The 25,751-nt window shown below is 62.1% G+C and carries 29 protein-coding genes; 19 read left to right on the top strand and 10 right to left on the bottom strand.

All coding sequences use genetic code 11. The features are described from left to right. Positions 1-192: 192 nt before the first annotated feature. The 14 genes from rpoE (at position 193) to mazG (ending at position 13,450) form a co-directional block, all read left to right on the top strand. Positions 193-777: an RNA polymerase sigma factor RpoE gene (gene rpoE, locus JGZ97_RS10590; RefSeq protein ID WP_207062591.1), complete on the top strand. Its 585-nt coding sequence runs from the start codon at positions 193-195 to the stop codon at positions 775-777. A 26-nt stretch (positions 778-803) separates the two neighbouring features. Continuing rightward, the gene (locus JGZ97_RS10585; protein WP_207062590.1) at positions 804-1,613 is read left to right on the top strand and encodes a MucB/RseB C-terminal domain-containing protein; all 810 of its coding nucleotides are present in this window, start codon (positions 804-806) and stop codon (positions 1,611-1,613) included. 7 nt (positions 1,614-1,620) lie between these two features. After that, positions 1,621-2,058, top strand: a complete 438-nt coding sequence (locus JGZ97_RS10580) for a SoxR reducing system RseC family protein (protein WP_207062589.1) — start codon at positions 1,621-1,623, stop codon at positions 2,056-2,058. A 47-nt stretch (positions 2,059-2,105) separates the two neighbouring features. Continuing rightward, positions 2,106-3,503: a DegQ family serine endoprotease gene (locus tag JGZ97_RS10575; RefSeq protein ID WP_207062588.1), complete on the top strand. Its 1,398-nt coding sequence runs from the start codon at positions 2,106-2,108 to the stop codon at positions 3,501-3,503. A gap of 121 nt (positions 3,504-3,624) precedes the next feature. Further along, positions 3,625-5,424: a translation elongation factor 4 gene (gene lepA, locus JGZ97_RS10570; RefSeq protein WP_207062587.1), complete on the top strand. Its 1,800-nt coding sequence runs from the start codon at positions 3,625-3,627 to the stop codon at positions 5,422-5,424. A 9-nt stretch (positions 5,425-5,433) separates the two neighbouring features. Then, the gene (gene lepB / locus JGZ97_RS10565; RefSeq protein WP_370584044.1) at positions 5,434-6,240 is read left to right on the top strand and encodes a signal peptidase I; all 807 of its coding nucleotides are present in this window, start codon (positions 5,434-5,436) and stop codon (positions 6,238-6,240) included. A 16-nt stretch (positions 6,241-6,256) separates the two neighbouring features. Next, complete coding sequence (locus JGZ97_RS10560) at positions 6,257-6,631, top strand: DUF4845 domain-containing protein (RefSeq protein ID WP_207062585.1); 375 nt, start codon at positions 6,257-6,259, stop codon at positions 6,629-6,631. After that, on the top strand, positions 6,624-7,304 hold the full coding sequence (gene rnc / locus JGZ97_RS10555; RefSeq protein WP_207062584.1) for a ribonuclease III: 681 nt from the start codon (positions 6,624-6,626) through the stop codon (positions 7,302-7,304). Before JGZ97_RS10560 ends, rnc begins: the two co-directional genes overlap by 8 nt. A 2-nt stretch (positions 7,305-7,306) precedes the next feature. Next, positions 7,307-8,212: a GTPase Era gene (gene era / locus JGZ97_RS10550; protein WP_207062583.1), complete on the top strand. Its 906-nt coding sequence runs from the start codon at positions 7,307-7,309 to the stop codon at positions 8,210-8,212. Continuing rightward, entirely contained in the window at positions 8,199-8,927 is a 729-nt protein-coding gene (recO, locus tag JGZ97_RS10545; protein WP_207062582.1) for a DNA repair protein RecO, read from the top strand. Before era ends, recO begins: the two co-directional genes overlap by 14 nt. Beyond that, a complete protein-coding gene (acpS, locus tag JGZ97_RS10540; RefSeq protein WP_207062581.1) occupies positions 8,924-9,301 on the top strand; it encodes a holo-ACP synthase in 378 nt (125 codons plus the stop codon). The genes recO and acpS overlap by 4 nt, the downstream gene beginning before the upstream one ends. Before the next feature lie 30 nt (positions 9,302-9,331). After that, on the top strand, positions 9,332-10,237 hold the full coding sequence (gene cysM, locus JGZ97_RS10535; RefSeq protein ID WP_207062580.1) for a cysteine synthase CysM: 906 nt from the start codon (positions 9,332-9,334) through the stop codon (positions 10,235-10,237). A 73-nt stretch (positions 10,238-10,310) separates the two neighbouring features. Then, entirely contained in the window at positions 10,311-12,572 is a 2,262-nt protein-coding gene (gene relA / locus JGZ97_RS10530) for a GTP diphosphokinase (protein WP_207062579.1), read from the top strand. Positions 12,573-12,574: 2 nt separating this feature from the next. Next, on the top strand, positions 12,575-13,450 hold the full coding sequence (gene mazG, locus JGZ97_RS10525) for a nucleoside triphosphate pyrophosphohydrolase (RefSeq protein ID WP_207062578.1): 876 nt from the start codon (positions 12,575-12,577) through the stop codon (positions 13,448-13,450). On the opposite strand, the gene JGZ97_RS10520 is transcribed toward mazG, so the two are convergent. The 4 genes from JGZ97_RS10520 to fabI all read right to left on the bottom strand — a co-directional run bounded on the left by JGZ97_RS10520 (position 13,447) and on the right by fabI (position 17,428). Continuing rightward, positions 13,447-14,280 (bottom strand): alpha/beta hydrolase, encoded by an 834-nt coding sequence (locus tag JGZ97_RS10520; protein WP_207062577.1) that lies wholly within the window; start codon positions 14,278-14,280, stop codon positions 13,447-13,449. The two genes, mazG and JGZ97_RS10520, sit on opposite strands and share 4 nt — an antisense overlap. Beyond that, positions 14,277-14,831 (bottom strand): NUDIX hydrolase, encoded by a 555-nt coding sequence (locus JGZ97_RS10515; protein WP_207062576.1) that lies wholly within the window; start codon positions 14,829-14,831, stop codon positions 14,277-14,279. The genes JGZ97_RS10520 and JGZ97_RS10515 overlap by 4 nt, the downstream gene beginning before the upstream one ends. 301 nt (positions 14,832-15,132) lie before the next feature. Continuing rightward, positions 15,133-16,113, bottom strand: coding sequence for a hypothetical protein (locus JGZ97_RS10510; protein WP_207062575.1), 981 nt, complete (start codon positions 16,111-16,113; stop codon positions 15,133-15,135). Positions 16,114-16,657: 544 nt separating this feature from the next. Then, positions 16,658-17,428: an enoyl-ACP reductase FabI gene (fabI, locus tag JGZ97_RS10505; RefSeq protein ID WP_207062574.1), complete on the bottom strand. Its 771-nt coding sequence runs from the start codon at positions 17,426-17,428 to the stop codon at positions 16,658-16,660. 389 nt (positions 17,429-17,817) lie between these two features. Here fabI and JGZ97_RS10500 point away from each other — a divergent pair, with 389 nt between their 5' ends. Then, positions 17,818-18,219, top strand: coding sequence for a GFA family protein (locus tag JGZ97_RS10500; RefSeq protein WP_207062573.1), 402 nt, complete (start codon positions 17,818-17,820; stop codon positions 18,217-18,219). Between the two features lie 53 nt (positions 18,220-18,272). Here the strand turns inward: JGZ97_RS10500 and JGZ97_RS10495 are convergent, their stop codons facing one another. After that, complete coding sequence (locus JGZ97_RS10495) at positions 18,273-18,857, bottom strand: NAD(P)H-dependent oxidoreductase (RefSeq protein WP_207062572.1); 585 nt, start codon at positions 18,855-18,857, stop codon at positions 18,273-18,275. 207 nt (positions 18,858-19,064) lie between these two features. On the opposite strand from JGZ97_RS10495, the gene JGZ97_RS10490 reads away from it, so the two are divergent. Together JGZ97_RS10490 and JGZ97_RS10485 are read left to right on the top strand one after the other, a co-directional pair. Continuing rightward, entirely contained in the window at positions 19,065-19,337 is a 273-nt protein-coding gene (locus JGZ97_RS10490; protein ID WP_242521681.1) for a helix-turn-helix domain-containing protein, read from the top strand. A 68-nt stretch (positions 19,338-19,405) separates the two neighbouring features. Continuing rightward, complete coding sequence (locus JGZ97_RS10485; RefSeq protein WP_207062570.1) at positions 19,406-19,759, top strand: c-type cytochrome domain-containing protein; 354 nt, start codon at positions 19,406-19,408, stop codon at positions 19,757-19,759. Positions 19,760-19,775: 16 nt separating this feature from the next. On the opposite strand, the gene JGZ97_RS10480 is transcribed toward JGZ97_RS10485, so the two are convergent. The 5 genes from JGZ97_RS10480 to guaD all read right to left on the bottom strand — a co-directional run bounded on the left by JGZ97_RS10480 (position 19,776) and on the right by guaD (position 24,344). Beyond that, the gene (locus JGZ97_RS10480) at positions 19,776-20,963 is read right to left on the bottom strand and encodes an acetate/propionate family kinase (RefSeq protein ID WP_207062569.1); all 1,188 of its coding nucleotides are present in this window, start codon (positions 20,961-20,963) and stop codon (positions 19,776-19,778) included. After that, on the bottom strand, positions 20,960-21,907 hold the full coding sequence (locus JGZ97_RS10475) for a bifunctional enoyl-CoA hydratase/phosphate acetyltransferase (protein ID WP_207062568.1): 948 nt from the start codon (positions 21,905-21,907) through the stop codon (positions 20,960-20,962). The genes JGZ97_RS10480 and JGZ97_RS10475 overlap by 4 nt, the downstream gene beginning before the upstream one ends. A gap of 208 nt (positions 21,908-22,115) precedes the next feature. Next, positions 22,116-22,481 (bottom strand): histidine triad nucleotide-binding protein, encoded by a 366-nt coding sequence (locus tag JGZ97_RS10470; protein ID WP_207062567.1) that lies wholly within the window; start codon positions 22,479-22,481, stop codon positions 22,116-22,118. A gap of 39 nt (positions 22,482-22,520) precedes the next feature. Beyond that, positions 22,521-22,919 (bottom strand): hypothetical protein, encoded by a 399-nt coding sequence (locus JGZ97_RS10465; RefSeq protein WP_207062566.1) that lies wholly within the window; start codon positions 22,917-22,919, stop codon positions 22,521-22,523. 117 nt (positions 22,920-23,036) lie between these two features. Continuing rightward, positions 23,037-24,344: a guanine deaminase gene (guaD, locus tag JGZ97_RS10460; RefSeq protein ID WP_207062565.1), complete on the bottom strand. Its 1,308-nt coding sequence runs from the start codon at positions 24,342-24,344 to the stop codon at positions 23,037-23,039. Positions 24,345-24,486: 142 nt separating this feature from the next. On the opposite strand from guaD, the gene JGZ97_RS10455 reads away from it, so the two are divergent. Together JGZ97_RS10455 and JGZ97_RS10450 are read left to right on the top strand one after the other, a co-directional pair. After that, a complete protein-coding gene (locus JGZ97_RS10455) occupies positions 24,487-24,747 on the top strand; it encodes a zinc ribbon domain-containing protein (protein ID WP_207062564.1) in 261 nt (86 codons plus the stop codon). A 103-nt stretch (positions 24,748-24,850) separates the two neighbouring features. Continuing rightward, complete coding sequence (locus tag JGZ97_RS10450; RefSeq protein ID WP_207062563.1) at positions 24,851-25,741, top strand: DMT family transporter; 891 nt, start codon at positions 24,851-24,853, stop codon at positions 25,739-25,741. Positions 25,742-25,751 lie beyond the last annotated feature (10 nt).

The raw sequence follows: 25,751 nt of genomic DNA, 5'->3' as shown, positions 1-25,751 counted from the left end.
TAACCCTCGCGGCTTCTCATCGCGGCAGGAACTTCCTGACAGTGCTGTGTTCCTACCTATTACCCTGAGCTGGATGGGGTTTTGGCCCCGCGGTGTCGTGTCCTCGCTTTATTGTATAAGCGGGAACTAAGTTGTAGGTTAAACCGAGCCTTTTTAAATTCTTTTCATGGCTTGGTAGCAGGGGCGAAGGGATTGTCTACAGAAAATCAGGCGGCGACCGACAGGCAGTTGGTCAAGCGGGTGCAACAAGGTGACAAACGAGCTTTTGATCTGCTGGTTGGCAAGTACCAGCACAAAATTGTCGGCTTGGTGGGGCGTTACGTGTATGACCACCACGAGGCGATGGATGTGGCCCAGGAGGCGTTTATCAAGGCTTACCGGGCCCTACCCAAGTTTCGGGGGGACAGCGCCTTCTACACCTGGTTGTACCGGATCGCGATTAACACGGCCAAGAACCACCTGGTGGCTAAAGGCCGTCGCCCGCCGGATGTCGATGTGGACATTGACGACGCCCAGCATCAGGACAGCAACCGTACGCTGAAAGAGATCGAGAACCCGGAAAACAACCTTTATAAAAAGGAGCTTGAACAGGCCGTCTACCAAGCCCTCAACAAACTGCCCGAGGACCTGCGCATTGCCCTGACGTTGCGCGAGTTCGACGGCATGAGTTACGAGGACATTGCTCAGGTGATGGCCTGTCCCGTAGGAACGGTTCGTTCAAGGATTTTTCGTGCTCGTGAAGCGGTGGATAAAGTGATCGCGCCCCTGATGGACTAGGTGGCAGGCTTTGAGAGATGTGACCCATGAATGACAAGCGTAACGAGTCTCTATCGGCGCTGATGGATGATGAGGCCAGCGAATTTGAGGTGCGACAGGTTCTGGCGCAGCTCGACAACGAAGGCCTCGCGACCTGGTCTCGCTATAACCAGGCCAGGGCTGTGATTAAAGGTGAAACACCGGCGGCACCGATGCCGGGGTTTACCGCAGAACTGAGCGCGGCGCTTGCCGATGAGCCCAGTTACCGGGGCGGCCGCCTCAACCGTCCCTCCCTGAGACCGTTGCTCGGTGCCGGTGTGGCCGCGTCGGTGACGGCACTGGTGATTCTCGGAGCCCAGGGCTTGGGAATCGGCGGCGCAGCCGTACCCCAGCAGACGTTCGCCAAGCACGACAGTGAGCTGGTGTTGCCCCGCCCCGAGCCAGTCAGCGGTGTGGTGCCGGCCCAGTACGGAAAACGGGCGCCCGCTGTTCCAATCGAGGAGCTGGATATCATTCGTCTGCCTTCTGACATGCACCAGTACATCGACCGTCACGAGGCGCTGCTGCGCGGCGGCGAGCGTGCCTGGACCGCCGGCTGGGTTCCCCAGAGCTTTGCCCTGCTGCGTCACGAAGTCTTCGGTGGCGCCGAGGTGATGCTCTACGGCAACGGCCGCACGACGATTTCCGTTACCGTCGAGCCCCTGGGGCAGCAGAAGGCCCGGGAGGGGGCCGTGCAGCAGGGGGACACGGTGGCCCTGGGCAAGTCGGTACGGGGACAGTTCGTGACGGTGGTCGGGGATGTGCCCCTGATGATGGCGGACCGCATCGCCTCGTCGGTGACCCCGGTGGTTAACTGAGGCGCCTATGCTGGAGGAAAAGGGCCGCGTACTGCGGCTGAGCCGGGAGGGCGTCTGGGTTGAGACCGTGCGTCAGAGCAGTTGCGTAAGCTGCAGCGCACGTAAGGGCTGCGGCCAGCGTCTCCTGGCCGAGCTCGGCCAGGGACAGCGTTTTGAGGTGTTGGCGGAGAACCCCCGAAACCTCAACCTGTCTGCCGGTGACGGGGTGGTCCTGGGGCTGGCGGAGAATTCGCTGCTCGCCGCCTCGGCCATGGTTTATCTGGTGCCCATCCTGGCCATGGTGCTGTGTTCGGTCCTGGCCAGCCAAGCGGGACTTGCCGAGCCTGCGGTGATCGGCCTAGGTGTGCTGGGGCTGGCCCTGGGGTTCGGGGGGGCGCGAGTCTATGGCAAACGCAAGGCCACGGGGTGCCAGCTGCACCCGGAAATTTTGCGCATTGATCTTTAATTCTCAAATCAAGGCTAATTAATTGTCGATTCTCCAAGGGGGATTGCATGAACGGGTATGACCTGAAACGCGTCATTTTTGTGCTGTTGTGCTGGGGGCTGCTGGCCGGAGCGGCGAAGGCCGCCTCGCTGCCGGACTTTACCGGGTTGGTGAAAGAAGCGTCACCGGCGATCGTGAATATCAGTTCGGTGAAAAACGGGGACAGTGATGAGAACGCGCTTGAAGGCTATGACCCCGAGCAGATTCCGGAGATATTCAAGCACTTCTTCGGTGACCGGGGGATGCCCGGGCCGAAGCACCGATTTCATCCTAAGTCGCTTGGGTCCGGTTTTATCATCTCTGCCGACGGATATGTGCTGACCAATCACCACGTGGTGAAAGGGGCTGACGAGATTCTGGTGCGGCTCTCAGACCGGCGGGAGTTTGAGGCCGAGCTGATCGGCGCCGACCCCCGATCCGACCTGGCACTGCTTAAGATCGAGGCCGATGCGTTGCCGACGGTGACCCTGGGTAACTCGGACAACCTGAGCGTCGGCGAGTGGGTGCTGGCGATCGGCTCTCCCTTTGGTTTTGATCACACGGTGACGGCCGGTATCGTCAGTGCGACCGGACGCAGCCTGGCCAATGAGAACTATGTCCCCTTTATCCAGACGGATGTCGCTATTAACCCGGGAAACTCTGGCGGTCCCTTGTTTAACCTCGACGGCGAGGTGGTGGGCATCAACTCCCAGATTTATACCCGCTCCGGTGGCTTCATGGGGCTCTCCTTTGCGATCCCTATCACCATGGCCATGGAAGTGGTGGACCAGTTGAAGGCCACCGGGCACGTCGACCGGGGTTGGCTGGGGGTGATTATCCAGGAGGTGAGCCGGGATCTGGCAGAGTCTTTCGGGCTTGATAAGCCGGCAGGTGCCCTGGTGGCCAAGGTGCTGCCTGACAGTCCGGCGGCTAGCGCCGAGCTCAAGGAGGGGGATGTGATCGTCGCGTTTAATGGCGAGCAGGTGGATGTCTCCTCTGAATTGCCCCACCTGGTGGGGCGGGTCAAGCCCGGTACCGAGGTTGAACTTGAGGTGGTGCGTAACGGTCGAGAACAAAGACTGAGCCTTGAAGTGGGCACGCTGCCCAAGGAGCAGGAACTGGCCCAGGCCGGCTCGGCTGAACCGCGACGCAACGCGCTGGGTATTTTGGTGGCTCCCCTGGAGGAGGCGCGCCAGGAGCAATGGAACCTGGAAGGCGGTGTGGTGGTGCGCGAGGTGATGGCCGGCCCCGGGGCTGAGGCGGGACTGATGACCGGAGACGTGATCACCATGCTTAACGGCACCACTATCGGTTCAGTGAGCGATTTTTACGAGGTGGTAGGGGAGCTCCCCAGTGGACGTTCCGTGCCGATGCGCATCGTTCGTCGTGGCAGTCCCCTGTTTCTGCCCCTGAAAATCGAGGAGTAAGTGTTAGCCGGCCCCGTCTTTCGCGGGGTCGGCCCCACCGGCCTTTGACCCTCTGAGTCATGGTTATGGCCGGCGAAATGCGCTAAACTCCCGCGCTTTGCCCTTCCTTGGTACGAGCGTTGTGAGTGACCTGAAACACATTCGAAATTTTTCCATCATCGCCCACATTGACCACGGTAAATCGACCCTCGCGGATCGGTTTATCCAGGTCTGTGGTGGCCTCAGCGACCGCGAAATGGCCGAGCAGGTGCTGGACTCCATGGACCTCGAGCGCGAGCGCGGCATCACCATCAAGGCCCAGAGCGTCACGCTCGACTACGAGGCCCGTGACGGCAAGACTTACCAGCTCAACTTCATCGACACCCCCGGGCACGTGGATTTCTCTTACGAGGTATCGCGCTCGCTGGCGGCCTGCGAGGGGGCGTTGCTGGTGGTGGACGCCGCACAGGGGGTCGAGGCCCAGTCCGTGGCCAACTGTTACACCGCCATCGAGCAGGGGCTGGAGGTCGTGCCGGTTCTTAACAAAATGGACCTGCCCCAGGCCGAGCCCGAGCGGGTCAAGCAGGAAATCGAGGAAGTGATCGGCATCGATGCCCAGGACGCCGTACCTGCCAGCGCCAAGAGCGGATTGGGGGTTGAGGATGTGCTTGAGCAGCTGATCGAGCTGATCCCGCCCCCCGAGGGGCAGGTCGATGCGCCGCTGCAGGCGCTGATTATCGACTCCTGGTTTGACAACTACCTGGGGGTTGTCTCCCTGGTTCGCGTCATGCAAGGGGAGCTGCGCAAGAAGGACAAGATCCTGGTCAAGTCCACCAAGCAGAGCCACCTGGTGGACGGCGTGGGTATCTTTACCCCCAAGCGCAAGGAGACCGGGGTGCTGCGGGCCGGTGAGGTGGGCTACGTGGTGGCCGGTATCAAGGACATTCACGGCGCCCCCGTGGGCGACACCCTCACCCATGCGAAGACCCCTGATGTTGATATGTTGCCGGGTTTCCAGAAGGTCAAGCCCCAGGTCTACGCCGGTATGTTCCCGATCAGCGCCGATGATTACGAGGACTTTCGTGATGCGCTGGGCAAACTGACCCTCAACGACGCCTCGCTCTTTTTCGAGCCCGAGTCCTCGGACGCGCTCGGCTTCGGCTTTCGCTGCGGCTTCCTCGGCATGCTGCACATGGAGATCATTCAGGAGCGGCTCGAGCGTGAGTACGACCTGGATCTGATCACCACCGCCCCCACCGTGGTCTACGAGGTGGAGATGAACTCCGGCGAGGTGATCTACGTCGACAGCCCCTCCAAGCTGCCGGATTTTGGCAGCATCTCCGAGATGCGTGAGCCCATCGTCCAGGCCAACATCCTGGTTCCCCAGGAGTACCTCGGGCCGGTGATCAGCCTCTGCGTGGAGAAGCGGGGTATTCAGAAAGACATGCAGTACATGGCCAGCCAGGTCTCGCTGACCTACGAGCTGCCGATGAGCGAGGTGGTGATGGACTTCTTTGACCGTCTGAAGTCGGTCAGCCGCGGCTATGCCTCCCTCGATTACAGCTTTATTCGTTTTGAACCGGCTAACCTGCTGCGCCTGGACGTGCTCATCAACGGCGAACGGGTCGATGCGTTGGCGCTCATCATGCACAGGGACAACGCTATGTACCGGGGGCGTGCCCTGTGTGAAAAAATGAAAGAGGTGATTCCGCGGCAGATGTTCGATGTCGCCATTCAGGCGGCTATCGGCGGTAAGATTATCGCCCGCACCACGGTCAAGGCCCTGCGCAAGAACGTTACCGCCAAGTGTTACGGCGGTGATGTCAGCCGTAAGAAAAAACTGCTGCAGAAGCAGAAAGAGGGCAAGAAGCGGATGAAGCAGGTGGGGCGTGTGGAAGTGCCCCAGGACGCCTTCCTGGCTGTACTGAAGATGGATAGCTGATCTATGGATATCGATTTTGCCTTGTTGCTGGTAATCGCGGTCGCGGTCACGGGGCTGGTGTGGGCCTTTGACAGTCTGGTGCTGGCGCCGCAACGCCGGGTGCTGCTGGCCAACGCCGAATCACAGAGCAGCCAGAGCCTGGACGAGGAGACCCGACGCAAGCTGGCACCCGAGCCGGTGCTGGTAGAGTACTCAAAGTCCTTTTTTCCCGTGCTGGCGCTGGTGCTGGTGCTGCGCTCCTTTTTGGTGGAGCCGTTTCAGATTCCTTCCGGCTCCATGCTGCCCACCCTGGAGGTCGGGGACTTCATTTTGGTCAATAAATACCATTACGGACTGCGGCTACCGGTGGCGGGCACCAAGGTGCTGCCCCTGAACGATCCCGAGCGCGGCGATGTGGTGGTGTTTAAATTCCCCCGTAACCCCAGTATCAATTACATCAAACGGGTGGTCGGCTTGCCCGGGGACCGCATTCGCTATGATAACAAGACCCTGTTCGTCAACGGGGAGCCTGTTGCCATGGAGCTGGTGGCGACCCTGCCCCCAGGGCGACCGGAAAAGCAGCTGATCCGCGAGCGGCTGGGCGAGGTGGAGCATGAGATCTTCCGGGACCTGACGAAACCGCGACCGGGGCGCGAGTGGGTGGTGCCCGAAGGGCACTACTTCATGATGGGGGATAACCGGGACAACAGTAACGACAGCCGCTTCTGGGGCTTTGTCCCCGATGAGCTGATTGTGGGCAAGGCCTTCGCGGTCTGGATGCACTGGGAGTCCTGGTTCAGCCTGCCCAGCTTTGGCAACAACGGACTGATCGAGTAAAGAGGAGATGTAACCCATGAACCTGAAACAGCGACAGCGTGGGTGGACCTTTTACGGCGTGCTGACGTTCCTGCTGGTGGGAGGGGTTTTTCTCACCGTGGGCTTTAAGCTGGCGCCGGCCTATGCCGACTGGCACACCCTGAAATCAGTGATGCGCTCGGTGACGCAGGACCAGGCGCTTCTCGCCAAGTCCAAGGGAGAGATTCGGCGTGGAATCGCCAAGCACCTGGGGATCAACAATATGGATCTGCCGAAGGAGTTCGTCACCATCACCAAAGACAAGGGTGACGTCTTTCTGGACGTGAATTACGAAATCCGCACCCACGTTTTCAAGAACGTGGACGCGGTGATGACTTTCCAAGAACGCTTTGCAGGTAAGGAACTTGACTGACCCCATCGAGCGCCTCGGGCGAGCCCTGGGCTACCGATTCGACAACCCCGGACTGGCTGACCTGGCCCTCACCCACCGCAGCTGTGGCGCCCGCAACAATGAACGGCTGGAATTTCTGGGCGACTCCATCCTCAACTTTGTGATCGCCGATGCCCTCTACGGGCAGTTTCCCGAAGCCCGGGAAGGACAGCTCAGCCGCCTGCGGGCACGCCTGGTCAAGGGGGTCACCCTGGCCGAAATCGCCCGGGAAATGGAGCTGGGGGAGTACCTCAAGCTGGGGTCGGGGGAGCTCAAGAGCGGCGGTTTCAACCGGGCCTCGATCCTGGCCGACGCGGTGGAGGCACTGATCGGCGCCATCTACCTGGACTCGGACCTGGAAACCTGCCGTGAGCGGGTGCTGGCCTGGTACCGCAGCCGGCTGCAGGGCCTGACCCTGGAGCATACCCAGAAGGATCCCAAAACCCGGCTGCAGGAGTTTCTGCAGGCGCAACGGGCGGAGCTGCCCCGCTATCACCTGATTCAGGTGGAGGGGGAGGCGCACGCCCAGACCTTCTACATCGAGTGTGAAGTGGGCTTGTTGGCTGAGCACAGTAAAGGGCAGGGCAGCAGCCGGCGGATCGCGGAGCAGCAGTCCGCCGCCGCGGCCCTCAAGGCGCTGGGCGCCGAGGAGTAGGCGTGAGCGAGAACGAAACCACCACCCGTTGCGGGTTTATTGCCATCGTCGGGCGCCCTAATGTGGGCAAGTCGACCCTGCTCAACCGGCTGCTGGGGCAGAAACTGAGCATCACCTCGCGCAAGCCTCAGACCACCCGGCACCAAATTCTGGGCATCGATACCCGGGGCGCTGACCAGTTCATTTACGTCGACACCCCCGGCCTGCACCGGGACGCCGAGAAAGCGCTTAATCGCTACATGAACCGCGCCGCCAGCAGTGCTCTCAAAGATGTCGACCTGGTAGTGTTTATCGTCGACCGCACCCGTTGGACCGATGAAGACGAGGCGGTGCTTAACAAGCTGCGTTACCTGCCGGTACCGGTGATCCTGGTGGTGAACAAGGTCGACCGGCTGGAGGACAAGCGCCAGTTGCTGCCGCAGCTGGAACTGCTGGCCGAGAAGGCCGACTTTGCCGAGATTATTCCGCTGTCCGCCAAGCAGGGGCAGAATGTGGAACTGCTGGAAGCAGCGGTCTCTTCACGCCTGCCGGAGGGTATCCACTACTTCCCGGAAGATCAGATCACCGACCGCAGCTCCCGTTTTCTGGCCGCCGAGCTGGTTCGCGAGAAGATCATGCGCCAGCTGGGGGACGAACTCCCTTACCAGATCACCGTGGAGATCGAGGAGTTCAGCCACGACGAGGGCGTATTGCACATCGGCGCCCTGATCCTGGTGGAGCGGGCGGGACAGAAAAAAATCCTGATCGGCCAGCGGGGCGAGCGTATCAAGCAGATCGGTCGCGATGCCCGGGTGGACATGGAGCGGCTGTTCGACGCCAAGGTGATGCTGCGGTTGTGGGTCAAGGTGAAAAGCGGCTGGTCAGATGATGACCGGGCGCTGCGCACGCTGGGCTATGACGACCGCTGAGCCCCGGGTTGAAGGCCAGCCGGCCTACGTCCTGCACATTCGCCCTTACCGGGACGACAGCGCCCTGGTGGACCTGTTCACGGCCGACTACGGGCGCCTTCGCGCGGTGGCCCGGGGTGTGCGCAAGGCCCGCTCGCGCCTGCGGGATGCCACCCAGAGCCTGCGGGCGCTGCGGGTCGGCTGGCGGGGACGGGGTGAGCTCAAGACCCTGACTGCGGCAGAGCCAGCAGGAGTGGACGTGCTGGTTCAGGGGGAAGCCCTCTGGTGCGGCCTCTACCTCAACGAGCTGGTGATGCGTCTGGTGCCTTCACATGACCCCCAGCCTCGTCTCTTTGCCTATTACCAGCTTGCGCTCAGCGAAATGGCCGACGCCGATACCCGCGAGCCGGTGTTGCGGGTCTTTGAAGGGAGGTTGCTGGAGGAGCTGGGTCTGGGTTTTGCCCTGGACCGGGCCGAGCCGGGGCAGCAGGCCGTGGCGGCCGGGCTGAACTACCGCCTGGATCCGCAACGGGGACTTTTGAGTGACGCCGGCGGTCCCTACCCGGGCCATGCCCTGCTGGCCATGGCGGCGGACGATTACAGTGAGCCCCTTACCCGACGCTGCGCCAAGCGGCTGATGCGCGAAGCGCTGGCGCCGCTGCTGGGAGACCGCCCGTTGCAGAGCCGCAGCCTCTTTAACGCCCGAGGGGCGGGACAGCGAGGCGCGCAGCCGTGATCGCCGGAATTGGAACCGATATCGTTGAAGTCAGTCGAATGGACGGCGCGCTGGCCCGTTTCGGTGAGCGTTTTGCCCGCCGCATCCTGACCCCGGCGGAATTCGAACGTTTTCGCCGCAGTCCCAATCCAAGCGGCTACCTGGCCAAGCGCTTCGCCGCCAAGGAAGCCGCCCTCAAGGCCCTCGGCACGGGCCTCGCAGCCGGCTTGCGCTGGCACGACATCGAAACCGACAATAATCAGCAGGGGGCGCCATTGCTTCGTTTTTCCGGGCGCGCCGCCGATCTGCAACAGGAACGGGGGATCCGCAAGCTGCACCTGAGCCTCTCTGACGAGCGGGCCCATGTGGTAGCTTTCGTGATCCTGGAACACTGAGTCCGCAGCGCCGGACCCGTAGGTGGTTTTATGAACAACGACTTTCCCACGATTGAGAGCTACGTGGGGCGCACGCCGCTGGTGCGTTTGCAGCGGCTTCCCGGGAAGACAACCAACACTATCCTGGTGAAGCTGGAGGGGAACAACCCTGCCGGCTCAGTCAAGGACAGGCCCGCGTTGAGCATGATTCAGCACGCTGAAGCGCGGGGCAGCATCAAGCCCGGAGACACCCTGATCGAAGCCACCAGCGGCAACACCGGGATTGCCCTGGCCATGGCCGCGGCCATCAAGGGCTATCGTCTCAAGCTGGTGATGCCGGACAACATGAGCGCTGAACGCAAGGCCTCGATGAGCGCCTACGGCGCCGAGCTGGTGACGGTCACTAAAGACGAGGGCATGGAGGGGGCGCGGGATCTGGCCCAGGCGATGCAGGCCCGGGGCGAGGGGGTGGTGCTCGACCAGTTCGCCAATCCCGACAACCCCGTGGCCCACTACGAGGGCACCGGCCCCGAGATCTGGGAGCAGACCGCGGGGCGCATCACCCATTTCGTCAGCGCCATGGGTACCACCGGCACCGTCATGGGGGTTTCCCGTTACCTCAAGGAGCGCAATCCCGGGGTGCAGATCGTCGGTCTGCAGCCTGAGGACGGCGCCAGTATTCCGGGTATCCGTCGCTGGCCAGAGGCCTACCTGCCGGCCATATTCGAACAGAGCCGGGTCGACCGGGTGATCGACATGGGCCAGGAAGAGGCGGAAAACTGCATGCGCGATCTGGCCCGGCGCGAGGGCATCTTCTGCGGCGTCTCCTCCGGCGGGGCAGTGGCCGGGGCCCTGCGGCTCTCCCGAGAGGTGGAGAATGCCGTTATCGTCTGCATCATCTGTGACCGGGGCGATCGCTATCTCTCCACCGGCGTGTTTGACGGCACCGCCCCTTGAGGTTCAAAACTGAGCTGGGATAATAGCGCCGCATCCCCGACCCGACCCCAACCGTTTAGGAGCCCTGATTGAGATGGTAAAGGTAAGAGAAGACCAACCGGTTCAGTCCGATGGCTCGGTGGATCTGGATCTCTGGCTGCAACGGATTCAGAAAGACGTCAATATCGATGACGTGGAGCCGGTGCTGCGGGCCTGCCGCCTCAGTCACGCCGCCCAGGAACGGGCCCAGGAGGGCGAGGATACCTGGGCCGATAACATCCCGGGCAGTTACCTGACGGGGCTGGAGATGGCGGAGATCCTGGCCGACCTGAGCCTGGATCAGGACACCCTGGTGGCGGCCATCCTCTACCGCGCAGTACGGGAGAAAAAGCTTACCACCGAGGAGGTCGGTGCGCAGTTCGGCCCCGGGGTGGTGAAGCTGATCGAAGGGGTGCTGCTGATGGCCGCCATCGGCAGCATTCTGCACCCCACGCCCGGTTCGGTGCTGGGGCAGAGCCAGGGTCAGCTGGATAACGTGCGCAAGATGCTGGTGACCCTGATCGACGACGTCCGCGTCGCCCTGATCAAGCTGGCCGAGCGCACCTGCGCCATCCGGGCGGTCAAGAACGCCGATCGCAAGCGGCGCTACCGGGTCGCCCGGGAAGTTTTCGATGTCTACGCGCCCCTGGCACACCGCCTCGGCATCGGTCACATCAAGTGGGAGCTGGAGGACCTCAGCTTCCGCTACCTGCAACCTAACGCCTACAAAGAGATCGCCACCCTGCTCAGGGAGAAGCGCCGCGACCGCCAGCAGTACATCGACAACGTACTGGCGACCCTGGGCGAGGAGCTGACCAAGATCGGCATCTCGGCCGAACTCATGGGCCGCGCCAAGCATATCTACAGCATCTGGCGCAAAATGCAGCGCAAGCAGATCGATTTTCACCAGGTCTACGACGTGCGCGCCGTGCGCATTCTGGTGCCGGAGTTAAAGGATTGCTACGCGGTGCTGGGGGTGGTGCACGGCCACTGGAAGAACATTCCCCACGAGTTCGACGACTACATCGCCTCGCCCAAGAAAAATGGTTACCGCTCCCTGCACACCGCGGTCATCGGCCCCGAGGGCAAGGTGCTGGAGATTCAGATCCGCACCCACGCCATGCACGAGGACGCCGAACTCGGGGTCTGCGCCCACTGGCTCTACAAGGGCACCGACACCTCCAGCAAAAGTGACAGCTACGAGAGCAAGATCGCCTGGCTACGGCAGGTGCTGGAGTGGCACGAGGACGTGGGCAACGCCAGCGAGACCATGGACCAGCTCCGTGAGGGGGTGGAGCAGGATCGCATCTACGCCTTCACGCCCGACGGCCACGTGGTGGACCTGGCCGCCGGCGCCACCCCCCTGGATTTTGCCTACCGGGTGCACACCGAGGTGGGCCACTGCTGCCGCGGCGCCAAGGTCAACGGCAAGATCGTATCGCTCAACACGCCGCTCAAGACCGGTGACCAGGTGGAGGTGATGACCGCCAAGCACCCCTCGCCGAGTCGCGACTGGATGAACCCGAACCTGGGCTACGTGACCTCGGCCCGGGCCCGGGCCAAGATCCGCCACTGGTTCAAGGATCAGGATCGGGATCAGAACATTCTGGGCGGACGGCAGATGGCCGAGCGCGAGATGCGCCGCCTCGCCCTGGAGCGGGTGGATTACGGGGCCCTGGCCGAGAAACTCAACTTTCACCAGATCGAAGACCTGTTCGCCGCCCTGGGGGCGGGGGACCTGCGGCTCAGCCAGCTGATCGGCGCCGCCCAGCGCCAGCTGGAGGCGCAGCCCCGGGAAGCGCAGCTGGACCTCGGGCTGCCCGGACGCAGCGAGACCAAGAGCAAGGTCAAGCCCAAGCAGGGCGACTTCGTCATTCACGGCGTCGGTAACCTGCTTACCAGCATCGCCAGCTGCTGCAAGCCGGTGCCGGGGGATCCGATCGTGGGCTACATCACCCAGGGGCGGGGTGTCTCCATCCACCGCCAGGATTGCATCAACGCCCTGCAGCTTGAAGAAGTGGGGCACGAGCGGATGATCGAGGTGGGCTGGGGCGAGGAGTCCTCCAGCGCCTACCCGGTGGATATTCGGGTGGAGGCCTACGATCGCCACGGCCTGCTGCGTGACATCATGGTGGTGATGGGGAACGAGAAGGTGAATGTGCTGGCGGTTAACACCCGCACCGACAAGAAGCAGAACACCGCTCGCCTGCTGATCACCGTGGAGATCGAGAGCCTGGAGTCGTTGGGCCGGATCATGGATAAGATCGGCCAGTTGCCCAACGTCTCTGACGTTCACCGCCAGGTGGAGGGACACTGAGCATGGCTGGCTACGGGCTGGAAGCGCTGCTGCGCCTGATGCAGAACCTGCGCGACCCGGAGCACGGCTGCCCCTGGGATCGCAAGCAGACTCTCGCCAGCATCGTCCCCCACACCCTGGACGAGGTGTACGAGGTGATCGACACCATCGAGCGCCAGGACTATCCCCACCTGCGGGACGAGCTGGGGGATCTGCTGTTCCAGGTGGTGTTTTACGCCCAGATCTGCGCCGAGGCCGGCGAGTTCGATTTCAACGACGTGGTGCAGGGGTTGGTGGAGAAACTGCTGCGTCGCCACCCCCACGTCTTTCCCGCGGGCACCCTGGAGAGCTTTGGTGCCGGTTGCGCTCTGAGTGAAGCCGAGATCAAGGCCAACTGGGAGCGGATCAAGGCTGAGGAGCGGGCGCAGAAGGCGATGCCGGACGAAGCGGCGCCAACAGAGGCAAGCCCGGCGCCGGACTCGGTGCTGGAAGATGTCGCACCCTCCCTGCCGGCCCTGCTGCGCGCCCACAAGCTGCAGAAGCGGGCGGCGTCAGTGGGATTCGACTGGCAGAGCCTGGCGCCGGTGCTGGATACCCTGGACAGCGAGGTGCAGGAGCTGCGCGAAGCGGTCGCCAGTGGCGATGCTGACCACATCGCCGAGGAGCTGGGGGACCTGTTCTTTAGCGGGGTCAACCTGGCGCGCCATCTTAAGCTCGACGCCGAGCAGGTGCTGCGCGGGGCCAACCGCAAGTTCGAGTCCCGTTTTCGCCGGGTGGAGACCCTCGCCGCCGAGCAGGGTATGGACATGCGCCAGGCCGATGAAGCCGAGCTGGATCGGTTGTGGGAGCAGGCCAAGGCTGAACTCAGGAAGAAGGCGGAACTCAGCGGGAAAGCCTAGCGTGGATTCGCCATCGTGGCGCCGTCCCAAGGGGTCACCTGCCGCAGAAAGGTGTCGATCGCCTTCCAGTACCCTCCTTGCCGGTGAATATCGAGATGGTCCGCCTCGCGGAACCGTACCCGCGTCTCCTCTCCTCCCCAGGCATCCCCCAGCCGCTCCCCGAGCGCCGCAGGCACCTCCCGGTCCCTGCCGGCAAGCAGGTTCAGCAGCGGCTGCGAGATGTGCGGTGCCAGCGCCAGCGAATCAAAGCGGTGGCGCAGTAACCAGGTGACCGGAAGCCACGGGTAGTGGTGACGGGCAGCGTTGCTCAGGGTGTCGTAGGGGGTGACGAGAATGACGCCCGCCACCGGCCGTTGGTGGGCAACGAAGGTCGCTACCCCGGAGCCCAGGCTACGCCCCATCAGCACCACCCGGTTTAAGGGGATTCCGTGTGCGACCGTCACTTGGTCCAGCACCGCCAGGGCGTCCTGTTTCAGCAGTTCTGCACTGGGGCGCCCTTCGCTGTCGCCGTAGCCGCGGTAGTTGATCAACAGCACGGAGACGCCAAGTGCGCTCAACGGCTGGCTGTTCCAGGCGATCTCCTCGCCGTTGCCTCCGTAGTAGATCAGTAAGGGCGCCTGCGGATCGCCTGCCGGCAGGTACCAGCCGCGAAGGACCGCACCGGGTCGGGAAATGGCCACTTCGTAGGCTCGCAGTCGCTGACGCTCATCAGCCTCCAGGGGCCGGGTTTGGAACAGCAGCTGCTCCTGAAACAGCAGGGCCAGCAGGCAAAGCAGGGTAAAGAGTCCAATACCTGCCGCGACCAGGTAGAGCAGGGTGCTGAGCTTCAAAGGCCGAAGGTCTGGCGGCGCAGCCCCAGGGCACAGAGGCCGGCCACGCTCAGGGTATCGCGAATGCGCCCGTCCAGCGCCATGGCCAGGGCCTCGTCAAAGGGCAGTCGGCGAAGCTCGATCGCTTCGGTCTCGTCAAAATCCGTCGGCCCCGGGGTCAGCTCCCGCGCCAGGTAGACCACGCCCCGTTCGTCGGTGACCGAGTTGGAGAGGTCCACCTCCAGCAGAGTGTCGAGGCGACCGGCTCGCAGCCCCGTCTCTTCCCGTAGCTCGCGCAGGGCACCGTCCTCTTCCGGCTCCTCCACCGGGTGCCCGCCCATGGGGATTTCCCAGCTGTAATGGCCCAGCGCGTAACGGTATTGACCTACCAGCCAGGTGTGTCCCGCATCATCGACGGGGATGACGCCCACCGCGCGGTTTTTGAACCGCACCACGCCGTAGACCCCTTCTCCGCCACCCGGGTTCAGCACCCGGTCTTCGCGCACGGCGATCCAAGGGTTGTCGTAGACCCAGCGGGTGGCAAGGGTGGTCCAGGGATTCTGATCGCTCATGCCGCCTCCTTGTTGGTTGCGGTTACCTTAACCGACACCAAAGGGCCGTGCCAGAGGCCAGAGGGTTGCAGCATGGGAACGGTGGGCATGGGACATGGCTACAACAATCGCAAGGGCGCATGGGGTGGTGTGAGACCCGCGTTCAAGGGTGCAATAATGCAAAACGAGTCCGCCTCAAGGGACGTGGTGCAATTTATCCTGGCTGTGAATACCCGTCGAACAGCACGCACTGCCATTGATGAATGCGTGTGGCGGCGGGGAGCATAAATAAGCAAAATCAGCGGCTTTAAATTAACAGGTGTTAATAAACGGGTTCGTTGGTTTTGTTCTTGGCGACTCGGCTTGCCCTATTTATCTCTGATTGCTCAATTGAAAGTCCAATGGTCTCCTTTTCGATCTGATCTATAAAGTCCTTGAATTGAGGTTCTTCTTTTAGCATCAAAGCAATCCACTGGCCGTATTGAATATCAACCAGGTCAGGGTCAGGGTTTCCAAATCCTGAGTAACACTCGGTATGAAAGCCGGTTGTTTGGTTTGATACTTTGCAGACAGCCCCGTTTTTAAATATAAATCTACTGTTTTCTCGCTTTGCACTCGGCCATATCTCTTGGTAGGTCTTTAAAACGTTATCAAAGGTGTTGGCTTTTGAACCCCAGTCGGCGACAGTCTGTTTGATGGATAAGTGGGTGATCTGCCCTGACCGGGAAGAGAAGCAGAGGTCGACAGCAGCAATGGATGAGCTTCCTAGTTTATTTAATACCTTGTGAGAGAAAGAGCTTGAGCGGAATTTTCTGAGCTGGTCCGACTCGGTTTTTATGATGAGGTAGTTTTCCGGGTTGATCAGGCTGCATTTTATTCTGCGGTTTTTTGCGAATTTTGCGTAGTAGTTGATGTTGTCTTCACGACTGCGAATGCTTATTTCATCGCGTCTCAGCCCGTCGCCAAGCTCGAAGTCTTCGCCATATTTGGGTTTGAGTTGTCGCTCTATACCCAGCGTCACCCAGTCTTCTAGGCCCATGAAAACGGGGATGTCATTGATTTCGCAAATCTCGTCACCGAATGCATTTTCTATATCCGAACGGTTCGGACCGAACTCGCTTTGTATCTTTCCCTGTATATTGATGCCTGCCAGTTTTATTTCCGTTAGTGTTGCAGGGTTTGAATTCATATCTGTTGACTCGCCAACCCCTTTAGCATGCTCTGTTGATAAAGCAGGCGAAGCGAGTAGAGAGAGTGTGAATGATGCGGTTAAAATCGCGCTAATCCCTAGCTGGCTTTTCATGGTCCGGCTCCGTTTTATCGTCCTTGTTGTTGATAAATATCAACCGATGATGGTGCGGGTGTTATGACTTAAATATTAGACTTTATTCGCCTTTATTTTCAAAAGGGTCGATCTCTTACCTCCCGTGCCCCTATGAAGGGGGCTGGCATGAACGCCAAAAGTTAAAAAAAATAGAATAATATATAACCGCAGGATATGTGAATTTCCTGTCGTTGTTTGGCGTGATATGTCAAAAAAAGTTCCAGCTAACTTAGATTAGCAGCCGGTCGCGGGGGAGCAAGTAGCGACGCGTGGGAGGGGGCTTGTGTTGGGGCTGACGCCCACTATGTCTAACGCGCCGGGGGGGAGTCCGGGCGGGTTTGGCCAACGTCGTGACGGGGATAAGCGCCCCGCTCTTGATGAACGCGCTGGCGTCGCCGTTGCAGCGTGAATGCCCTGCCGCGCGGTTGAGGAGCGGAGCTCCAGCTAGGCGGCGAGGACGTTTGCCGAGCCCGACAACCAAAAACGGGACCCGAAGGTCCCGTTTAGTCAGCTGCGGTGTCCGTCAGCCGGAGATACAGACCCCGTGGTCCACGTAGTGGATCGTGCCGGTGACGCCCTTGGAGAGATCGCTCAGGTAGTAGAGGGCGGCATTGCCCACCTCTTCGATGGTCGGCAACTGGCCGTCGCAGGACATCTCCTGGTTGTGCTCGAGCATGGCGTCGAAATCCTTGATGCCGCTGGCGGCCCGGGTGGGGATGGTGCCCGGGGAGATGCAGTTGACGCGGACCTTCTGGGGGCCCAGGTCCCGGGCCAAGTAGCGGGTTGAGGCTTCCAGGGCGGCCTTGGCGACGCCCATCACGTTGTAGTCTTCCACCGCCATGGCGCTGCCCAGGTAGGAGAAGTTGATCAGGCTGCCGCCCTCGTTCATCAGCGGCTTGGCCTGGCGGGCCATCTCGATAAAGCTGTAGCAGGAGATGTCCATGGCCTGCAGGAAGCCCTCGCGGGAGCACTGGGAGATCGGCGCGTGCAGGTCCTCCAGCGGGCAGAAGGCGATGGAATGGATCAGGCCGTGCAGAACGCCCCAGGCTTCTTTGATGGAGCCCATCACCAGTTCAAGCTCACCCGGCTTGCTGACGTCTAGAGGCAGGAAAAGCTCGGCTTCCAGCTCTTGTGCAAGGGGCTCGACAAAGCGCTTGGCTTTTTCGTTGAGGTAGGTAATACAGAGCTCGGCACCCTGCGCCTTGAGCGCCTTCGCGCAGCCGTAGGCGATACTGTGTTCATTGGCGATACCGACGATCAGGATTTTTTTGCCCTGCATCAATTGGCTGTTCATAACGGTTCCTGTTAACGCAAACTAGAGTGATATCGGGCCTGGGCCCGTACTGAAGTGAGCCCATAGTAGCAGTGCAATGTTGCGATGCAACGTAAAAAGCGGGCGGCTTATTGAGCCGGATCAAGGGTTTGTCGATGGGGGCTGAAAATAGGAGGTAAATCAGCTGGTTTGCCGCCGGCATGGGGAGAGGAGGGCAGTCGTAACCCGAGTTCATGGCGCAGGAGAGTCCGTTCGGGGTGCGTCTGCGGATGTCCAGGTTACAAAAAGTTAACTACTTGCCCGGTGGCTGCCGTACCGCATAATGGTTTGCCTGTTTCGAAGTGAGCAGGCCCGCTCAAGCTAGACTTGGGTGGCCGCATTGTCCGACCCTACGCCTGAGGGTGATACCCATGAACGAGAATTATCGTGTGCATTGCGAGTGCAATGCAGTGGAAGTGACCATGACCGGAGCGCCACGAGTCCATGCCTATTGCCATTGTCAGGACTGTCGGGAGCTGCTCCAGGTGCCTTACCATTCGGTGCTCGCCTGGGAGGCTGACCAGGTGCACATCAGCCAGGGGGCCGGGGAGGTGATCGAGTATCAGCACCCCCGCAAGCGGATGACGCGGGTGTTCTGCAAGCACTGTGGCGACGTGCTCTACAACACCAACGCCATGGGCAGGAAGCTGGTATCTCAGCTTCTGTTCAAGCGTTGCAACCAGGACCAGCTCCCGCCCGGTTTTGAGTCCAGCGCGCACTTCTTTTATGACCGCCGGGTCATTGATGTCGACGACGCGCTGCCCAAGCGTTAATCCCGCCCGGGGCCGTTCCCTGGCCTGGACAGTCTCAACAGCCTCGGCACTGCTCAGAAGTGGGCGTGCAGGTGCGCTTTGAAGCGTTGCAGGTCGCGTTCGACATTGGCGTCCTTCATCACGTCGTAGCAGGCGAAGGTCGGCAGCGACTCCATGCCGAAGAAGCGGAAGTTCATGTGCATCGGCAGCCAGAGATCATCGACCCCTTTACCCTGGAACAGGTATTCGCGCTCATCGTCGAAGGCCTCTTCGGGGGCGTTGAAGGTCAACGACAGCATGTATTTCTTGCCGGTTAAGGTGCCGCCCGCGCCGTAATTTTGCTTGGGCGCGTCATGGTGGCGGCCGTCGCCCGCGCAGAGTTCGCCGTTCATGCCCGCGGTGTAGACCTCGTCCATGTATCTCTTGAAGGTCCAGGGAACTCCCATCCAGTTGACCGGGCTCTGCAGCAGGATCACATCGGCCCAGCGATGTTTCTCCAGCTCCTGTTCCACCTCCCAGGCATCGTCCACGTTGACCGTCCGGGTGGCATGGCCCCTGGTGGTGAGCAGGTTCTCGGCGGCCTCGACCAGGGTGCGGTTCAGGCGACCCTCGGAAAAAGGGTAATGGTGGTGGGTGTTGATAATCAGGATGTTGCTCATGCCGGGGCTTCCTTTGATCGTGTGAAACAGCGGTGCTGATCATTGCTGGTTTATTATGGTAACCTGAGCTCAGTATTCAACCAGTAAGGTTTTGGTGACCTTCTTCACGAGGCCGGTAGTACGATGGAAAGCCGCATAGAAAAAGATTCTTATGGTCGGAAAAAAGTTTTTAACGCCTGCATGGAGCCCTGCGCCATCGAGAAAGGCATGCGTTTGATCGGCGGGAAGTGGACTGCCTCGATCATCTATCACCTGAAAGATGAACCCGTACGCTTCAACGACCTGACCCGGATGTTGGGGGGGGCCAGCAAGAAGATGATCGATCAGCGGCTCAAGGAGCTTGAAGCGCGGGGAATGGTGAAGCGAACCGTGATCAGCGATCGTCCCATCGCGGTTACCTACGAACTGACCGATTTTGGCCGTTCTGCGCTGAGTATTCTGGAGCAGCTTCGAGCCTGGTCGGAATCCTATCAACTCTAAGCAGCGGCACCATTTACAGCCCCGGCCGAGCGGCTAGACTGGGCGGACCTATCACAGTGGAGTCATTCATGGGACGTTACCTCTTTCTTTTAGCCTGGCTGTTGGGCACCTTCGGTGTTCACGCCAGCGAATCCCCGGTCCGTTACCAGGAGCAGGTCAAGCCATTGCTGGATCAGCACTGCGTGGAGTGCCACTCCGGCTGGTTTCCCAAGGGGGGGCTGCGGCTGGATAGCCTGGCGAATATACGTGAAGGGGGGAAAAACGGGGCCGCCATCCTGCCGGGTCAGCCGACCAAGGGCTGGCTGATCAACCTGGTGGTCCCCCGGGGCGGGGCGCCCAGCGCGATGCCCCCGGGGCCGGCACAGCTCAAACCGGAAGAGGTCGAGTTGCTGCGGGAGTGGATCCGGCAGGGGGCGCGCTAGGTAAGATAAGAGGCGCTTAGCCGGCCACCATCTCCATGCCGTGCAGCGCCAGCATCGACTCCTCGTCGGTGGGAATGACCCGCACGGTGACACGGCTGGCCCCGGTGCTGATGACATCGGCGCTGGCGGCGTTGGCGGCCGGGTCGATCTCGATCCCCAGCCAGCGGCTGCGCTCACAGATGGCGGTGCGGATCGGGGCGCTGTTCTCGCCCACCCCGCCGGTAAACACCAGCTGCTCCAGCCCCTGGGTGGCGGCGCTGAGACTGCCGATCTCCCGGGCCGCGCGGTAGGTGAACAGGTCCACCGCTTCGCGGGCTTCCGGGCGCTCGCTGGCTAGCAGTTCCTGCATGTCGCTGCTGATCCCGGAAACTCCCAGCCAGCCGCTCTCTTTGTAGAGCAGGGTCTCCAGGCGGTCCGCGTCCATCCCGTGGTGGCGCATCAGGTACAGCAGCACGCCCGGGTCGATGCTGCCGGTGCGGCTGCCCATGGGCAGCCCTTCCACGGCGGTAAAGCCCATGGTGGAGGTGAGGCTGCGTCCGTCGCGGATGGCGCACATGCTGGCGCCGGCGCCGAGGTGGGCGACGATGGTGCGGCTGCGGGCCTGCTCCGGCGCCACCTGTTCCAGGCGACGCTGAATAAACTCGTAGGAGAGACCGTGAAAGCCGTAGCGGCGGATCCCCTCGGCGGTGAGCTGGCGTGGCAGGGCAAAGTTGCGGGCCTCGTCCGGCTGGCCGGTGTGGAACATGGTGTCAAAGCAGGCGATCTGCGGCACCTCCGGCAGCAGCGCCTGGCAGGCCTCAACCAGTTTGAGGTTGTAGGGCTGGTGCAGGGGGGCCAGGGGGACGAAGGCGTGCAGGGCGTCCAGGGTGGGGCCATCCAGGCGCACCGGCTCGCGGAACTGCTCGCCGCCGTGCACCACCCGGTGGCTGACGGCCTGCAGCTCACACTCGGGTAGCTGATCGCGGATCCAGGCAAAAACGAAGTCCAGGCAGGCCTGGTGGCGGCCTTCCCGGCCAATGGCCGAGAAATCGGGGCTGGCCTTGAGCACGTTCTGCCCCTGGGCGTCGCTGATCGCGGCCTTGGCCTCGCCGAGAATGTTGCTCAGCTTGAAGCTGTAGAGCAGCTCGGTGGTGCCTTCGGTGATGCGGAACAGACCGCACTTGAGGCTGGATGAGCCGCCATTGACAGTGAAAATCGCGTTCATACCAGACCGGTCTCCTTGGCATGGGTGACTTGCAGCGCCGCCAGGGCGCAGGAGGCGAGGCGCCCCAGGGTTTTCTCCGCGCGGCTGGTGAGTACGATGGGCACCCGGGCGCCCAGCACGATGCCGGCGGACTTGGCCCCGGCGAGGTAGATCAGCTGTTTGGCGATCATGTTGGCTGACTCCAGGTCCGGGGCCAGCAAGATGTCCGCCTCGCCGGAGACGGGCGAGTTAATGTGCTTGTCCCGCGCCGCCTCAAGCGAGATGGCGTTGTCGAAGGCCAGGGGGCCGTCGATAATCCCACCCGTGATCTGGCCGCGGTCGGCCATCTTGCACAGGGCGGCGGCGTCAATGGTGCTTACCATGTTGGACTTGACCTTCTCCACGGCCGCCAGTACGGCCACCTTGGGCTCGGCAATGCCGATGGCGTGGGCGAAGTAGATGGCGTTCTGGACGATGTCCTTCTTGATGTTCAGGTCCGGGGCGATGTTGATGGCCGCGTCGGTGATCATCAGCGGCTTGTGGTAGTTGGGCACATCGAGCATGAACATGTGGCTCAGACGCCGCTCGGTACGCACTCCCTTGGTCTTGTGAACCACCGCGCTCAGCATCTCGGCGGTGGCCAGGCCGCCCTTCATCAGGATATCCACTTCGCACTGGCGGGCCAGGTCGACGGCCTTTTCCGCGGCGGCGTGGCTGTGGGGCACGTCCACCACCTCGAACGCGCTGATGTCGATGTCACCCTCGTCTGCGGCGGCCCGAATCTTGTCGGCCGGGCCGACCAGCACCGGCTCGATGATGTTCTGCTGCGCGGCCTCTGCTGCCCCGAGCAGGCTGTTGGCGTCTACCGGGTGCATCACCGCCGTGCGAATGCGGGGGGTCTTATTGGCCAGTTCGATAAAGAACTCGAGTTGATCGTGAGCGGGAGGAGGGGTATCAAAAACCATGGCGTTACCTAAGTCCTTTCGGTGAGGGCCACGAGGGCCGAATGGGGCGAATAGTAACAGTCACTTGTTGCGTCGCAACGAAAACGGGCTGCCTTGTTGAGCCGGATCAAAGAGTCTGTGAATAAGGAATATTATAGAGGGCCGCGGTAGGCGGAAAGAGCAGTAATGCTGCGCCGCAGCGGCCCGGCTGGGCTGCTGCGACAGAGGCCTAGATGGCGGTCTTGGGGCGCTCGGTGTAGGGGGGCCAGCCCAGGGGCTTACCGCCGAGAACGTGCAGGTGAATGTGGAACACGGTCTGCCCGGCCGCCTCCTGGCAGTTCATCACGGTGCGGTAGCCGCTGTCGGCAAAGCCTTCCTGGCGGGCCAGCTTGGCGGCAACCAAGTGCATCCGACCTACCAGTTCGCAGTCTGCATCCTGAATATCGTTGCTGGTGGCAATATGCTGGCGGGGAATCACCAGCAGGTGACTGGGCGCCTGGGGGTTGATGTCGCGGAAGGCGATCACCTGATCGTCCTCGTAGACGATGTCGGCGGGGATCTCTTTGTCGAGGATTTTGCAGAACAGACAATCCATGGGCGTTGCTCCTTGGTCAGTACGCGGGTTCGGCGTGGCTCAGGGCTGGGTGTTGCAGCTGCCGAAGCTGGTCACGGTCACCTCCGGCGAGGTGGTCTTCTTGCCCACGAAACGGCCGCTGTCGCGCTCCAGGGTGAAGGTGGCGGTGTCGGTGCCCCCCATGATCGGGTTTACGGCGCTGCGGCTCAGGGTCAGCGTGTTGCCTTCAACCTGCAACTGATAGCCGGTGGTGCCGTTCACCGATGCGCTTGCCGCCGCCTCGTCGATCACCAGGTCATAGTAGCAGTGGCTGTTGGGGCACTGGCGGGTGGCCGGGGCCTCCATGAAGGCCGCCTCGTAGGTGGATTCCTGGTAGGTGCAGCGATAGCTGGTGGGCTCGGCCATGACCTGCAGCGACATCAGTGCCGCCACCCCACCCAGAAGACAGATCCTTTTCATGTAATACAACCTTGATCAGAAAAGCGTAACGGAAGAGCCAATCCCCGCTACCCTAGCGCAGGGAACTGAGGATTCCTAGATAATTTGTCGGTTTTCAGACGCTCCTGCCGACCCAGATCAATGGCGTTGATGCACACGCTGGCCCAGCACGTAGACCTCTTGGACGGCGCGGTCATCGCCCAGGGTCATCAGGGCGAAAAGGCGGTCGGCCAGACTCTGCCCCGCCGCGCTGCGATCAGCCAGCAGCGGGGTGGCTGCCGGGTCCAGCACTAGAAAGTCGGCCTCCTTGCCCGGGGCGAAGCTGCCGATCTGTTGCTCAAGACCCAGGGCCTGGGCGCCTCCCAGGGTGGCCAGGTAGAGGGATTTGAACGGGTGCAGGCGCTGGTTCTGAAGCTGCAGGACCTTGTAGGCCTCCGCCAGGGTCTGCAGCAGGGAAAAGCTGGTGCCGCCGCCGACATCGGTGGCGAGCCCCACCGTAACACCGGCGGCCTCGGTGGCAGCCAGGTCCAGCAGTCCGCTGCCGAGGAACAGGTTGGAGGTGGGGCAGAAGGCGAGGCGGGTGCCGGTGTCGGCCATCCGTGCGCGCTCCTCGTCCGTCAGGTGAACGCCGTGCGCCAGCACGGTCTTCGGCCCCAGCAGGCCGTGGTGGTCGTAGACATCCAGGTAGCCGTTGCGCTCCGGGAACAGTTCTCTCACCCAGGCCACCTCGGCCGGGGTTTCACTGATATGGGTCTGCAGGTGAACGCCGGGGAATTCGCTTAGCAACTGGCCCGCCAGGGCCAGCTGGCGGTCGCAGCAGGTGGGGGCGAAGCGGGGGGTGATGGCGTAGCCGAGCCGGTCCCTGCCGTGCCAGCGCTCGATCAGTGCGCGGCTCTGTTGGTAGCCGCTCTCGGGGCTGTCCAGCAGGTCATCGGGGGCGTGGCGGTCCATCAGTACCTTCCCGGCGAGCAGCCGTAACCGGCGCTTCTGGGCCGCCTCGAACAGGGCGTCAACCGAGTGGGGGTGAACGCTGGCGAATACCAGTGCGGTGGTGGTGCCGTGGCGCAGCAGCTCGTCCAGGAAGCGCTCGGCCAGGCCGGCGGCGTAGGTACGATCGGCCAGGGCCCGCTCGGCGGGAAAGGCGAAGCGTTGCAGCCAATCCAGCAGCTGTTCGCCGTAGGAGCCGATGATCGGCGTCTGCGGGTAATGGATGTGGGTGTCGACAAAACCGGGGCAGAGCAGGGCGTCGGGGTAGTGCTTCAGGGGCGTCTGGGGGGGAAGCTGCGAAAGCAGGGCGGAGGCCGGCCCGATGGCTTCGATCGTGCCCTCCCGGACCAGCAACAGCCCATCTTCGATGAAGCGGCAGCTCGCCTCGAGCCCTAGTTCATCGGGGTTGCCCAGGCTGTCCACCAGGGGGCCGCGGAAGGCGCGAAGAGCGGAGGTCATGGCATGATCCAAGGCATTAAGACAGAGTAACGATAAAATAACGATAACAGCTGGCGGAGGGGGAATCGAGAGGCTTACGCCGCTGTCGGGTTGCAGTAGAATAAGACCTTTTACGGCTGTTTTTCCCTGAGGATAGAGAACGATGCCCACCTACGATTATCGCTGTGTCGCCACCGGGGAGGTGGTCGAAGTACGCCACTCCATGCGTGAAACCCTGACCACCTGGGGGGAACTGTGTGCGGCGGCCGGCATCAGCTCCGGGGAGACCCCGCTGCAAAGCCCGGTGGAGCGGCTTGCGACCGGCGGGCAGGTGGTGCAGAGCCGTACACTGAAAAACCCCGAAGCACCGCCCTGTGCCAGCGGCGGCGGTTGTTGCGGCGGCGGCCAGATGTGCGGCTTCTGATCGCCGGGGCTGCCATTCACCGCTTTTCCTTCTTCCATGACGGGCCGCCGGCGGCGGTTATCCGTCCCGTGTGACGGCTGAGCCGTGCTAAGGATTGCTTTTGATGCTGCCTGAGAGACTTAAGGGGCCTGCGTTACGGTTGATGCCGGTAGTTTTCGTCTGGCTCTGGAGTACCGGGTTTATCGGCGCCAAGTACGGGCTGCCCTACGCCGAACCCTTCACGCTGCTGATGTACCGCATGCTGGCAACCCTGGTACTGCTGGGCATACTGGCACGGCTGCTGCCGGTCCGCTGGCCGACCCCGCGCCAGGCGCTGCACACGGCCGTGGTCGGGTTGTTGATCCACGGCCTTTACCTGGGCGGTGTGTTTTACGCCATCGAGGGAGAGATGCCCGCCGGTCTCGCCTCGCTGATTGTGGGGCTGCAGCCGTTACTGACAGCCCTGGCCGCGGTGCTTTTTTTGCGCGAGCAGGTCAGCGCCCGCCAGTGGCTGGGATTGCTGCTGGGATTGGGCGGTGTGTCCCTGGTGCTGATGGAGAAGCTGGGAACGGGACCGATCGCCGCCTTTCCGCTCTGGACCCTGGCCTGGATTCTGGTATCGCTGCTGGCGATCTCCCTGGGGACCGTTTACCAGAAACGCTACTGCGGCGGCGTGGAGCTGATTCCGGGCACGGTGATCCAGTATTGCGCGGCCGGCGCCTTTTTTGCGCTCGGTGCCTTCGCCTTTGAAACCCGCCAGGTTGAGTGGGAGACTCCCCTGCTGCTGGCGATGGGCTGGCTGGTGCTGGGGCTTTCCATCGGGGCGATCCTGCTGCTAATGGCGTTGATCCGCGAAGGCGCCGCCTCGCGGGTGGCGAGCCTTTTCTACCTGGTGCCGCCAGTGACGGCGCTGGAGGCGTACCTGCTGTTTGATGAGCGCTTTGGCGTGTTGGCGTTGACGGGAGGAGCTCTTGCGGTGCTGGGGGTGGCGCTGGCGGTGGTGCGCCGTCCTTGACCGGGCCTTG

Origin of the sequence: Motiliproteus sp. SC1-56 (assembly GCF_017309075.1) — a bacterium.
GTDB lineage: Bacteria > Pseudomonadota > Gammaproteobacteria > Pseudomonadales > Balneatricaceae > Motiliproteus.
Note: the sequence above shows the minus strand (reverse complement) of the source record. Positions and strands in the feature narration are given on the sequence as shown.

Coding starts and splice junctions, on each gene's coding strand:
- JGZ97_RS10585 (WP_207062590.1), top strand. CDS start 804: ATGAATGACAAGCGTAACGAGTCTCTATCGGCGCTGATGGATGATGAG.
- JGZ97_RS10580 (WP_207062589.1), top strand. CDS start 1,621: ATGCTGGAGGAAAAGGGCCGCGTACTGCGGCTGAGCCGGGAGGGCGTC.
- JGZ97_RS10575 (WP_207062588.1), top strand. CDS start 2,106: ATGAACGGGTATGACCTGAAACGCGTCATTTTTGTGCTGTTGTGCTGG.
- JGZ97_RS10560 (WP_207062585.1), top strand. CDS start 6,257: ATGAACCTGAAACAGCGACAGCGTGGGTGGACCTTTTACGGCGTGCTG.
- recO (WP_207062582.1), top strand. CDS start 8,199: ATGACGACCGCTGAGCCCCGGGTTGAAGGCCAGCCGGCCTACGTCCTG.
- cysM (WP_207062580.1), top strand. CDS start 9,332: ATGAACAACGACTTTCCCACGATTGAGAGCTACGTGGGGCGCACGCCG.
- relA (WP_207062579.1), top strand. CDS start 10,311: ATGGTAAAGGTAAGAGAAGACCAACCGGTTCAGTCCGATGGCTCGGTG.
- mazG (WP_207062578.1), top strand. CDS start 12,575: ATGGCTGGCTACGGGCTGGAAGCGCTGCTGCGCCTGATGCAGAACCTG.
- JGZ97_RS10515 (WP_207062576.1), bottom strand. CDS start 14,831: ATGAGCGATCAGAATCCCTGGACCACCCTTGCCACCCGCTGGGTCTAC.
- JGZ97_RS10510 (WP_207062575.1), bottom strand. CDS start 16,113: ATGAAAAGCCAGCTAGGGATTAGCGCGATTTTAACCGCATCATTCACA.
- fabI (WP_207062574.1), bottom strand. CDS start 17,428: ATGAACAGCCAATTGATGCAGGGCAAAAAAATCCTGATCGTCGGTATC.
- JGZ97_RS10500 (WP_207062573.1), top strand. CDS start 17,818: ATGAACGAGAATTATCGTGTGCATTGCGAGTGCAATGCAGTGGAAGTG.
- JGZ97_RS10495 (WP_207062572.1), bottom strand. CDS start 18,857: ATGAGCAACATCCTGATTATCAACACCCACCACCATTACCCTTTTTCC.
- JGZ97_RS10490 (WP_242521681.1), top strand. CDS start 19,065: ATGCGTTTGATCGGCGGGAAGTGGACTGCCTCGATCATCTATCACCTG.
- JGZ97_RS10485 (WP_207062570.1), top strand. CDS start 19,406: ATGGGACGTTACCTCTTTCTTTTAGCCTGGCTGTTGGGCACCTTCGGT.
- JGZ97_RS10480 (WP_207062569.1), bottom strand. CDS start 20,963: ATGAACGCGATTTTCACTGTCAATGGCGGCTCATCCAGCCTCAAGTGC.
- JGZ97_RS10475 (WP_207062568.1), bottom strand. CDS start 21,907: ATGGTTTTTGATACCCCTCCTCCCGCTCACGATCAACTCGAGTTCTTT.
- JGZ97_RS10470 (WP_207062567.1), bottom strand. CDS start 22,481: ATGGATTGTCTGTTCTGCAAAATCCTCGACAAAGAGATCCCCGCCGAC.
- JGZ97_RS10465 (WP_207062566.1), bottom strand. CDS start 22,919: ATGAAAAGGATCTGTCTTCTGGGTGGGGTGGCGGCACTGATGTCGCTG.
- guaD (WP_207062565.1), bottom strand. CDS start 24,344: ATGACCTCCGCTCTTCGCGCCTTCCGCGGCCCCCTGGTGGACAGCCTG.
- JGZ97_RS10455 (WP_207062564.1), top strand. CDS start 24,487: ATGCCCACCTACGATTATCGCTGTGTCGCCACCGGGGAGGTGGTCGAA.
- JGZ97_RS10450 (WP_207062563.1), top strand. CDS start 24,851: ATGCTGCCTGAGAGACTTAAGGGGCCTGCGTTACGGTTGATGCCGGTA.